Here is an 11,110-nt window from a genome sequence, read left to right as displayed (position 1 = left end):
CGCCTCGCGCCCCCGCAGCGGCTCCATCACCACCTGATGATTGACGGCCCCCGGCGCGTAAAGACGCGCTAGGCCCTCGACATCACCGGCGTTGAAGCGCCGCACCCATTCCTCGACCAGCGCTTTCGGCGACATGCGTACCCCTTCGTGATGTCTCGAGTCCTCGCGTCATGCGCAAACGCTACATCGACCGCGCGCGATGCGACGAGGAAGCGCAGGCGAGCGCGGCGAAACGTCATCAACGCGGGTCGGCGTTCGCGATCGGGTTGAGGGGGATCTCGCCAGAGGTCGGGAATCTATCGGCAGGTTCCGGGCGCACAAGGGCGACGGGGTTGCGCCGGGTGCGTGCAATGAGTTCGAACGCTGAAACGGGGCCGAGCAGTTCGGGGCCGCACGACCTACGTTTTGGTTCGGGCCGTCCATGTTGCAGGGCACGGCAGCGGAACCCGGGCGGAGCCACACGCACTCGCTCCGAGCGGCGATCCGCCAGATTGCGCAACGCTCAGCAGGACAGTCCGCGGGATGAACCCAGGCCCGGTTCGGACGTGTGCGCAGCGCTGCAGCGAACTGGGCTCAACACGGGTCGTGGACGCCGACAAGATGGGTGGTCGCCTCCGTTATAGTCAGCCGGGGTTGCGGTGCGAGCGACGGCCAAGGGCTGCGGGGGCGCCGACTGCGATTCCGATCCCGAATCTCAATCGCGGTTTTGCATGGGGGAAGCTATGTCCACTGCTGAAAAGTTGCTCACCGTTCTCTGGCTGTTGGCTGCACTGTTGATCGTCGCGCTCGACCTTGTCGGCATTGATGCAGACCTTCGCAGCAGCTATTCCAATGGCGTGCAGCTGTTCGCCGCCTATGTGTCCGCGTTCTTCTGCTTCAGAACCTCGCGCTCGTTTCCAGCGGGGAACGCTGCACGTCAGGTCTGGCTGTTGATGGGGGCGGGGGTCGTGGCCTGGGCCTTGGGGCAGTCGTACTTCTGGCTCTATGGCCTGCTCAGTGGACAGGAAACGCCCTACCCATCCCCCGCCGACGTCGGCTTTCTGATGATCGGGCCGCTGTTTGTCGTGGCGCTGCTGCGATTTCGATTTGACGCCGGACTTGCCGCGCCGCTCTGGGCGATGCTGGCCGCACCGCTGGTGCTGCTGGCGGCGGCGGCCATGGCGACCTACATCAACCTGGCTGGCATCCAGTCCGGGGACTGGTCGATTCGACTGGTCTCGATCGCCTATTCGGTAGCCGATCCCCTGCTGTTGTCGGTCACGTTGCTGGTTGCCTCTGGCTTCGGTCGCGGCAGCATTGCGCGCTCGTGGTGGTACGTCGTGTTGGGTATTGCGAGCTTCTTCTTCGCCAACCAGAGCTACAGCGCCCTGGTGTTCCACGATCGGTACGCAAGTGGCTCGGCCATTGACGTGCTCTGGCCGATTGGCTTCGGCTTGATCGCCCTCGGCGCGGCCCGTTCACGCGCGGCGCATTCGGCAGGTTGGTGACGCGCGCCGTCGATCGTGGCGGCGGGTGACCAGCGCCCCCCACTCACCGCACCCACACCTCCACCCGCCGATTGCGTGCGCGGCCACGCGCGGAGTCGTCGGCCGACAGCAGCACGCTGCCGCCCATGCCGCGTACGCGGCGCGGCAGCAGGCCGACTTCGGCCATGCGGTCAGCGACGTGGTCGGCGCGGTCGTTGCTCAGCACTTCGGCCTGCACAGGGACCACTTCGTTGGCATCGGAAAATCCAATCAGGATCAACTCGCGGCTGCGGTTGTCGGGCCGTCGCATGAACTCGGCCAAGCGCAGCAGATCGCTGCCGGCCTTGCTGTCGAGCCGGGCGCTGCCGTCGTCGAAGCGGAAGTTCAGCGACAGACGCTGTGCGCCGTTGACCAGATCGAGGTAGTCCTGCGGATAGCTGGCCTGCGGCGGCGAGGCGTAGCGCCGTACCCGCTGCGAGACAAAGCCATTGGCTTCGACGATGCGCTGGCCGGCATCGCTCAGGGCGAACTTGAGCAGCCGCTGCGCCGCCGGTGCGGCGGCGCTCGGCAAATAGAGATAGAGCCGGCGCGACAGGGCGTAGTCCTCGACTGCCACCTCACCGATCTCGGGCTGGCGCGCGTCGGCGCCGTCGCTGATCGCCAGCGCGCGCACGCCGCGCAGGCCCGACAGGCCGACAAACCCGATCGCGTTCGGATCGGCCGCCACCGCGGCGGCGAGCGCCTCGGTGCTTTCGTAGCGCTGCGCGGCAGTGCTGAGCGTGCGCTCGCCCATCACCAGGCTGCGAAAAGTGTCCCAGGTGCCGGAGCGCTCGTCGCGCGCGTAAAGGCTGATTCGCCCGCCGCGCGCGCCGAGTTCGGACCAGTCGCGCAGCTCGCCGCTGAAGACACGTCGCAGGGTGGTGAGATCGAGTTGGGTCAGCGTCTGCGAGTTCGGCACGATCACGGCCAGCCCATCCAGCGCCAGCACGCCTTCCTCGACGCCAGCAAGCTGCGCGGCCTCGCTGGCGGTGAGCGGGCGTGAGGACATCGCCAGATCGATGCGGCCGGCCAGCAGGCCGGCGATGCCGGTTGAGCTGCCGTGCGAGTGCAGTTCGACCTCGACGTTCGCGCCGTCGCGGCGCGCCAGCAGCTTCAGCTCGTCGAGGGCGATCGGCTGCTGCTGCAGCCCGGTTGCGCCTTCGCTTTCCAGCCAGGCCGTGACCAAGGCCGGCATCAGCCGCTCGCCGATGGTGTTGGAACCGTGGATGCGCAGATCGGCGGCGTTTGCACCGCCGAGGCCAAGCAGGCCCAGGCCCAAGCCGAGTGCGACGGCCCAGCTGCGACGCATCGCGGACCCACTTCCGCGCGCTGAGGTGTTCGATTGCATCGGTTCTGCCCTCTGCGGCGATGGCCGCCGAAAGCAACAAGGTTGACAAACCGATATGACGCGCGAATGTTACCCGTCGGCTGCGCCGCCAAAGTTTGCATTTGACCTTGCCGCGACCACGCCAGGGCGCCGCGATGGCGACCCTGGCGGGCGGCAGTGTGCCAAGCGGAGTGCGCTTACCAGGTCACTCGCACGCGCGCACCGAAGTAGCGCGGCGAGCCCGGCACATAGGTCGGGATGCCGAACACCGCACCGGTGTTGCCGGCATCGATCAGGTACTCCTCGTCAGCCAGGTTCTGCGCGTACAGCTGCACGTCCCAGTGCGGGTTGATCTGCCAGCCGGCGGTGAGGTTCAGCAGGCCGTAGGCGTCCTGCTCGATGCCGGCCTGGTTGGCATCCTCGAAAAACACCTGCGAGCGCCAGCTGTAGTTCGGCCGCAGATACAGCTCACCGCCGTCCTGCAGCGGCAGGGTCCAGTTGAAGCCGAGCGCGACGGTCGATTTCGGGGTCAGCCGGAAGCGATTGCCGGCCAGCGCCTGCGGGTTGCCGTTGTCATCGACATCGTCAAACGCGGCGTCGATGTAGCCGATGTTGAGGAAGCCGCTCAGCTGCTCGCTGAAGCGATGGCTCAGGCTGGCCTCGATGCCGGTGGCGCTGGCATTGCCGGCATTGGTGGTGATGAAGAATGGCGGCGGATTGGGGTTCTGCACCGAGGCCTGGAAGTTGCTGTAGTCGTAGTGGAACACCGCCAGGTCGTACAGAAAGCGGCCCTCCGCCAGCTCGCCTTTGAGGCCGACCTCGTAGCTCATCACGATCTCGGCGGGGATCTCCTCGGCGCCGCCGCCGTCGACCTGCAGCACGTCCGGGCGGCGCCCGCGTGCGACGCTGGCGTAACCATTCAAGGTATCGCTGAGGCGGTACGCGAGCACCGCGCGGCCGACCGCCGAGTCGTAGCTTTCGCTGGCGCTGACGCGGCCCTGAGTCGGCCGGAACAGCACGTTCGGATAGGCCGGCGCGGCCGGGCTGGGCAGCAGCTGGCCGAGGCCACTGGGGCTGCCGAAATACAGCGCCTCGTAGGCGTTGCTCACATCCTCGCGGGTGGCGCGCAGGCCCAGGGTCAGCTCTGCGCGCTCGCCGAGCCGCCAGGTGCCATCGGCGAAGAACTCCAGTGCTTCGACCGCACCGAAATTCGCGTACTCCTCGCGGTGCAGCGGCTTCAGCGGGATGAAGGCCGGCAGCCCGGGCGCCAGGCCCGGCAGGCCGCGCGGCACATTGGTCAGGTTCGGCGTGCCATCGGGATTGAGCAGGGGCACCACCGGCAGCGCGCCGCCGGTGGCCGGGCTCAGAATCGGCGACAGCAGCGCGTACAGGCTGCGCTCGTCGGTGGCGAACGGCACCCGCTGGCTGCCGCTCTCATCGAACCAGGCCAGCCCGGTGAAACCGCGGAACGCGCCGCCGGCATCGAAGTTCAGCCGCAGCTCTTGGCTGAACTGGCGGCCCTCGGCGGCTTCGGCGAACTCCAGCACATTGACCTGCGAACCGTCGCCATCGAATTCCTCGTTGGAGTTGAACTCGCGCCAACCGGTGATGCTGGCCAGCGAAAAGGTCTCGCTGAGTGCGAAATCACCGAGCAGGGTCGCGCCATTGACCTGGCGATCCAGCCCCAGCTCCTCGCCGCGATTGAGGTCGGCCGCGCTGCGGTACAGCTCGGTGCTGCCCTGGCGGGTGGGGATCAGGCCACTGCGGAAGGCAGTGCCGGGCGGGGTGTCGTTCTGGTGGTTGACGATCAGGTCCATCCGCGAGCGCTCGCCCAGATCCAGGCCGAGGCTGAGGCGCAGCGCCTGGGTGTCGCGACCGTTCAGATCGCCACCGGCGAGGTTGTCGATGAAGCCGTCGCGCTTGTTGTGGAAACCGGCCACGCGCAGGTACAGCACGTCGTCCACCAGCGGCGTGTTGACGTGGGCATCGAAGGCACTTTCGGAGTAGTTGCCGAGGCCGAAGCTGGCGTGGGCAGAGGTCTCGTTGCGGGCCTTGTTCTGGATCAGATGCACCGCACCGATCTGCGCGCCGCGCCCGAACAGAGTGCCCTGCGGGCCGCGCAGCACCTCGATCCGCTCCAGATCGAAGAACTCTACCACCGCGCCGCGCGAGCGGCTGATCGAGACGCCGTCCTGGAACACCGACACGCGCGGCTCGATCTGCGAGTCGCCGCTGTCGGAGGTGATGCCGCGGATCACGAAGCCCGGATTATTGGGGCTTTGAACCTGGGTCTGCAGGCCCGGCACATAGCCATTGATGTCGGCGAAGTTGGAGATGTTCAGCTGATCGAGAAACTCGCCCGAGAGCGCGGTGATCGCGATCGGCACTTCCTGCACCTGCTGCTCGCGCTTCTGCGCGGTGACCACGATGCGGTCAAGCGCAACCGCATCGACACTGGCGTCATCGGCGGCAACAGCAGGGCTGGCCAGGACGCTGACAAAAGCGCTGGCAAGAGCAAGCGCGAGCGCGGAGCGCTGCGGAACGGCGAAGGACATGGGAACACACCTGCGAACGTGGGGAGCCCGTAAGGTTTCCAGCGGCAGATGGCAGCAGCATGAAAGCAATGCGTCACGGTATGGTCATCGCCAGCGGCTTTACTCCTGCGCTCCTTGTGCCGGAGTTTCACCGATGTCGCAGCTGTCGCGCCGCCAGTTTCTGGTAACCACCAGCCTGAGCCTGGCTGCTCTTGGCCTGAGCGCCTGCAGCGCTCGCGCCGCGGCGCCGCGCGGTGCCGTCGAGGTCGACCGCAGCCGCTTTCCGCAGTCGGTGGCATCGGGTGATCCACGCCCGGATGCCGTGCTGCTGTGGACACGACTGCACAGCGCGGACGCCTCCACACCTCTCCTGCTGCAGCTGTCGGAACGCACGGATTTCGCTGAGCTCAGCGGCCAGCAGTGGCTGAGCGCCGAGGCCCGTCACGACGGCTGCGTGCGCGTCCGCCTGACCGGGCTGCGCCCGGCGCAAACGCTGTACTACCGCTTCCTCGTCGAGACCGTCGAAGGCTGGCGCAGCTCGCCGGTGGGACGCACGCGCAGTGCGCCGGCGGCTGACAGCACGACGCCGCTGCGGTTCGCGCTGCTGAGCTGCCAGGACTATGGCGGGCGTTGGTACAACAGCCTGCTGCCGCTGCTCGATCAGGAGCTCGACTTCATCCTGCATGTCGGTGATTTCATCTACGAGACCGCTGGCGATCCGCAGTTCCAGAGCGACAGCGCCGAGCGCCGGATCGTGTTCGACGACCTCGACGGCGCGCTCAAGCTCGGCAGTGCCGAGCGCCCGTACTACGCCGCGCGCAGCCTCGACAACTACCGACAGCTGCATCGCACGGTGCGCACCGATCCCGTACTGCAGCAGCTGCTGGAACGCGCGCCGCTGGTAGCGATCTGGGACGACCACGAATTCGCCGACGACTGCTGGCAGGACGTGGCCACCCACCACGACGGCCGCAGCGACGAACGCGACCGCGCGCGTCGCCAGCACAGCGAGCAGGCCTACTGCGAGTACATGCCGGTCGACCCCGACTTGAGCTTGCCGGCGAGCGACCCGTATCTGCCACAGACCGCACTGTTCCCGGCCCTGCGCATGTACCGCGGCCTGCGCTTCGGCCGCGTGTTCGACCTCAGCCTGATCGACACCCGCAGCGAACGCCCGGATCACCTGGTGCCGGAGGACGCCTTCCCTGGCGAGGTGCTCTACACCGAGGCCGAATTGCGGGCGCAGCTGCCGACGCTCGGGATCGATCCCGAGCCGGTGTTGGCCGCGCTGCTGCCGTACATCGATCTCGACGCCGCCGAGCACGCGCCATTGCGTCCGGCCCTGAACGGTCTGCTCAGTGCGGCTTACACCGCCGAAGGCTGCAGCAGCGAGGAGGCCGCACGGCGCGCGGCCGCGGCGGCGCGCGGGCGGATCGCGTTGCCGGTGCTGGCAGCGCTGCTGACGCGCTGGAATGCGAACCTGCCGGCGGCGATGCAGGTCGCCGTGCCCGAGGCGTCGGCAGCCGTGGGACGCGGCCTGGCCTGGGCCAGCCTCGGCAAGACCGCCCTGTTCAGCAGCGTCGGCGCGCGCTACTTCGTATTGCAGGCGCCGTGGCAGGCACTGGCGGCACTGCGGCATGCGCAGGCCGCACAGTCACCGCTGTCGGCAGCGCAGAGCGACTGGCTGCTGCGTCGTCTGCGCGAGTCCGATGCGGTGTGGAAGACCGTCGCCAGCTCGATCTCGTTCACCCCGATCGAGCTCGATCTGGCCCTGCCCGAACTCGGCGCGCCGGCCCTGTTGGCGCGGCGATTTCTGCTCAATGTCGATCACTGGGACGGCTTTCCGCAGGCCCGGCAGCAGCTGATCGAAGCCTTTGAAGCGGCCGGTGGCGCGGTGCTGCTGTCGGGCGATATCCACGCCGCGTTCGCAACCCAGCACGCCGAGCGCACGGTCGAGTTCACCACGCCGGCGGTGTCCTCGACCACGCTGGCCGACATTCTCGCCAGCGAAGTCGAGAAGGACCCGAACACCGCCGCGGTCGGCCGGCGCATGGTGGAGCGGCTGGATGCGCTGATCGTCCACGGCGATCCGCGGGTGCAACACGCGCGTACCCGCGTGCACGGCGTGACCCTGATCGAAGCGAATATGGATTCGCTGAACGCGCAGATCCTCAGCCTGCCGGCCGAGGCCTGTCGGAACCGCCACTACGAATCGCCGCAGGCGCTGGCGCCGCAGCGCTCGCGCACCGGGTTCAGCGTCAGCGCGGCGCAGCGTCAGCTGGTGGTGTCGCCGCAGAGCTAGCTTCGGCAGCGCCCAGCACAGCGCGCTGCTACGCCGCCAGCCCCTGCAGCTCGCGGCCCAGCAGGGCGTCGACTTCGCCGGGGTGGAACTGGCGCGCCTGCACCGGCACCGCGAAGCGCCAGCCTTCGCCGCTGTCCTCGCGCAGCAGTACCCATGCGAGCTGCAGGCGGGCGAAGCTGCGGCGCACGGCTTCGGGTTCGGTACGCACGCCGGCGGCGTCGAGTTCGGCCAACCACTGCGCCATGGTCAGCGGCGGCTGCGCCTGCAGGTGTTGCTGGGCGACGCGATAGACCAGGCTGCGGTCAAGCGCGCAGGCGGCCGGGTCCGGGCTCAGCCGCGACCAACCGCCGAGCGCATCGGCGATGCTGTCCGAGTCGAGCGCGCGTTCGACCGTGGCCGCGCTGATCACCCGCTCGCCGCGCTCGAGCTGCTCCAGACCGTACTGGCAGACCATCGCCACCAGGTTGGCGCGCTGGCCGCATTCGTTCACCAGCTGAGCCACCAAGGCCGGCGATTCGAAGCTGATGCCCAGTCGGCGCAGCGGCTCGGTGGCGAGCGCGGCGCAGGCCTCGGCTTCGAGTGCGCCGAGCCGGATCACTTCGCCGAAGTTGCGGATCGGCGAGGCGAAATCGAGCGAGGTGGCCTCGTACAGATCCCAGAACCCGGCCAGCATGAAATGGCAGACGCCCTCCTCGCTCAGCGCGCGCAGGCTGGCCAGCTGGGCGTAGCCGGCGCGCGCGTCCTCGCGCAGGAACAGGTCGGTCTCGTCCAGCAACAGCAGCAGGCGTCGCTGGCCTGCACGTGCAGCGAGCGCGCGCAGCGAGACATCGAGGCCCGTGTCCAACGGCAGTTCGAGCTCGGCGGCCAGGCGCGCACCGAGGCGGTGGTCGCGCAGGCTGAAGTACAGGCACTGCACGCGCGGGTGCTCGTCGAAGCGGCGCTCGATCGCCTTCATCAGGCTGGTCTTGCCGAGCTGGCGCCCTCCCACCAGCAGATAGTTGCCGGGCTCACGGTTCAGCACCTGGGCCAGCAGCTGGGTGCGGCCGAAGAACCCGCCCGGCCGGGTCACACCGCCGCGGGTCTGGTAGGGCGAGATGCGGGTGATCTTGAGCTGCCGCGCCAGCTGCCCCAGCAGTGGCTCGTGCGGGGCCGGATGCAGCAGCCATTCGCTGATCGAGGACTGATCAAAGCCGACGCACAGGTTCGCCGGGTCCGAGCTGTAGGCGAGCAGGGCGGCGTCGCTGCGCGGATCGGGGCTGAGCACCAGCAGCACGTCCTGGCCGGTCGACACGCCGCGCAGATGACGCACCAGATCGCGCGCCGGCAGCGTGGCCGGCGGCAGATACAGCAGGGCCCGCTCCAGCGCCAGCGGCAGGCTGTTCGGCAGCTGCCACTCGAACACCTCGCCCGGCAACGACCAGCCGCTGCTGGGCAGGCTGCGTGCGCCAATCCGCAGCGCCAGCGCCTGTGCCTGTTCGGCCGGCGTGGCGGTGCCGAAACGCAGCGCTTCACGCCAGTCTTCGGGCGCGATCTCGGCGGCCTGCAGGGCGGCCTCGCGCCGGCGCAGCAGACGCAGCTGACGATCCAGCGCCGACAGCTGTCGCACCGGCTGTCGGCGCAGTCTCCTGGGCAGCAGACGCAGCGCACGCTGGCGCGGATCGAACAGGCCCAGCCACAGCAGCAGAGCGATAAGCACCAGCACCGCGATCAGCAGCGCTGACAGCAGCCACGTCGGTACGCTCGACTCCAGCGTCGGCCGGCAGTCGCTGGGCAGGAAGGTGCTCGGCGGCGCCGGTGTGCCGGGGCGGCAGCTCCAGTTTCGGCTGGCGGGATCGAAGCGCAGCTCGACCCGCGTATCGCGCAGCCCGGAATCGGTCGGAAAGCCTTTGGTGAAGGTGTAGCGCAGAACGAATTCGGTCGGCATGTCGAGCGCGATCAGGCCGTTGTCGTCAGGCCGATACAGCGCGCGCGCGTTCTCTGGCCATGCCTTGTGGTCGTCCCAGAAGTCGGCGGCATCGGCGCGGGCCATCGCAGCCTGCTGCCAGAACAGGCCGAGCATCGAGCGCACTTCGATATCGGCCGGAAACACCCAGCGCGTCAGCGGATTCAGGCCGGGCGCGAACAGGGCCGTGCCGAGCAGCCAGACCAGACCCGCCAGCAGCAGCACGCGCCAGGTCGGCGGCCGGCTCAGCCTGAAGCCGCGGCTCATGCGCGGGGTTCGCTTCGTGTATCGCTGCTGGCCAGGAGCTGCTGGCCGGCGCGGCGAATGGCCTCGCAGCGCCACTGCAGCCAGCGGCCGTCGGCCTCAGTGCGCTCGCACAACAGGTTGGCCCAGTACAGGCCGCGCAGCAGCGGATCGAGCAGATACGGCCGCGCCGGGCCGATCCGCAGTGCGCCCAACCAGCCGCTGATGGCGGCCCGCGCCGACGCAGTCGACAGCAGGGGCAGCAGGCTCTGCCACAGCGGATCAAACCCGCTGAGCGCGTCGATGTGGGCGTCGTCGCTGCTGTCGGCATCGGCGGCCAGCCGATCCAGCGCGGCCTCGGCCAGCAGCGGGTGGCCGCCGCTCAAGCGCAGCGCGCGCGCGGCGGCATCGCCATCCAGACCCCGCCGCTGCGCCTGCGGCAGCAGGTCGGCGGCGGCAAGTTCCGGCCAGCGCTCGGAGGTGGCGATATTGAGCAGGGACAGATCGCCGCCCTGGTACTTGAGATCCGCCAGAGCCGCGCCGCCGCAGATCAGCAGGAACAGCCGGCCGCTGTGCATCTCGCTCAGGCTGCGCAGGATGCCGGCCAGCACCTCACGCTGCTGCGGGTCGCCCTGCTCGAAGCGGCTGACCAGCACGAACAGCGGACGCTGCGCCGACAGCCGCCGCGCCAGCGCCGACTCGAACGCGAAATCCGAATCCACCCCGTCCAGACCGCACTGCGCGGCCAGCGCAGCGAAGTAGGCGGCGGGCTCGGCGGACAGGCTGTAGGGCGGCTGGAGATGCAGCACGCAGTCGACACCGAAGCGCCGCTGCGCCTCGGCCAGGATCGCTGAGCGCTCCGGCGGCTGGCCGAGGTGCGCCGGGCACAGCAGCATCAGGATCGGATACGGCTTCAGCCCCTGCAGGCGATCGAACACCTGCACCACGCTGGCCGGCGCCGCGTCAGTCGGCACGGATTCTGCCGGCGCCTCGGCCTCGGCCGGAAACTCCGGCTCGAACTCGGCCGCACGCAGCAGGCGGTTGGTCTCGACCTCAGTCAGGCGCAGATAGCGCGCGCAGGCCAACACCCGATCACGGTGCTTGCGCCCCGGCAGCGCATCACCATTGCGCCAGTTGTTCACCGCCTCCCGGCTCAAGCCGATCTCGCTGGCCACACCGGCCGCACTGGCACGGATCCGCCGCATGAACTGGGCCAACAGGGTGGCGAAGGTGGGGGGCATGGGCCGGTGATCGCAG

At 68.9% G+C, this 11,110-nt stretch carries 7 protein-coding genes; 2 read left to right on the top strand and 5 right to left on the bottom strand.

Going from position 1 to position 11,110, the window contains the following annotated elements:
* The coding region (locus ACIQ7H_RS11650) for a YybH family protein (RefSeq protein WP_395791591.1) at window positions 1-135 on the bottom strand (135 nt) is incomplete at its 3' end.
* A gap of 503 nt (window positions 136-638) precedes the next feature.
* On the opposite strand from ACIQ7H_RS11650, the gene ACIQ7H_RS11645 reads away from it, so the two are divergent.
* Entirely contained in the window at window positions 639-1,487 is an 849-nt protein-coding gene (locus ACIQ7H_RS11645; RefSeq protein ID WP_395791583.1) for a hypothetical protein, read from the top strand.
* 43 nt (window positions 1,488-1,530) lie between these two features.
* Here ACIQ7H_RS11645 and ACIQ7H_RS11640 read toward each other — a convergent pair whose 3' ends face one another.
* A complete protein-coding gene (locus ACIQ7H_RS11640; protein WP_395791581.1) occupies window positions 1,531-2,814 on the bottom strand; it encodes a substrate-binding domain-containing protein in 1,284 nt (427 codons plus the stop codon).
* Between the two features lie 215 nt (window positions 2,815-3,029).
* The gene (locus ACIQ7H_RS11635) at window positions 3,030-5,387 is read right to left on the bottom strand and encodes a TonB-dependent receptor (protein ID WP_395791579.1); all 2,358 of its coding nucleotides are present in this window, start codon (window positions 5,385-5,387) and stop codon (window positions 3,030-3,032) included.
* 133 nt (window positions 5,388-5,520) lie between these two features.
* On the opposite strand from ACIQ7H_RS11635, the gene ACIQ7H_RS11630 reads away from it, so the two are divergent.
* Window positions 5,521-7,668 (top strand): alkaline phosphatase D family protein, encoded by a 2,148-nt coding sequence (locus ACIQ7H_RS11630; protein ID WP_395791577.1) that lies wholly within the window; start codon window positions 5,521-5,523, stop codon window positions 7,666-7,668.
* Window positions 7,669-7,696: 28 nt separating this feature from the next.
* Here ACIQ7H_RS11630 and ACIQ7H_RS11625 read toward each other — a convergent pair whose 3' ends face one another.
* Together ACIQ7H_RS11625 and ACIQ7H_RS11620 are read right to left on the bottom strand one after the other, a co-directional pair.
* The gene (locus tag ACIQ7H_RS11625; protein ID WP_395791575.1) at window positions 7,697-9,877 is read right to left on the bottom strand and encodes a hypothetical protein; all 2,181 of its coding nucleotides are present in this window, start codon (window positions 9,875-9,877) and stop codon (window positions 7,697-7,699) included.
* Entirely contained in the window at window positions 9,874-11,094 is a 1,221-nt protein-coding gene (locus ACIQ7H_RS11620; RefSeq protein ID WP_395791573.1) for a hypothetical protein, read from the bottom strand. Before ACIQ7H_RS11620 ends, ACIQ7H_RS11625 begins: the two co-directional genes overlap by 4 nt.
* Window positions 11,095-11,110 lie beyond the last annotated feature (16 nt).

Origin of the sequence: Aquimonas sp., assembly GCF_044377145.1 — a bacterium.
Lineage (GTDB): Bacteria > Pseudomonadota > Gammaproteobacteria > Xanthomonadales > Xanthomonadaceae > Aquimonas.
This window is presented reverse-complemented; position numbering and strand designations above follow the sequence as displayed.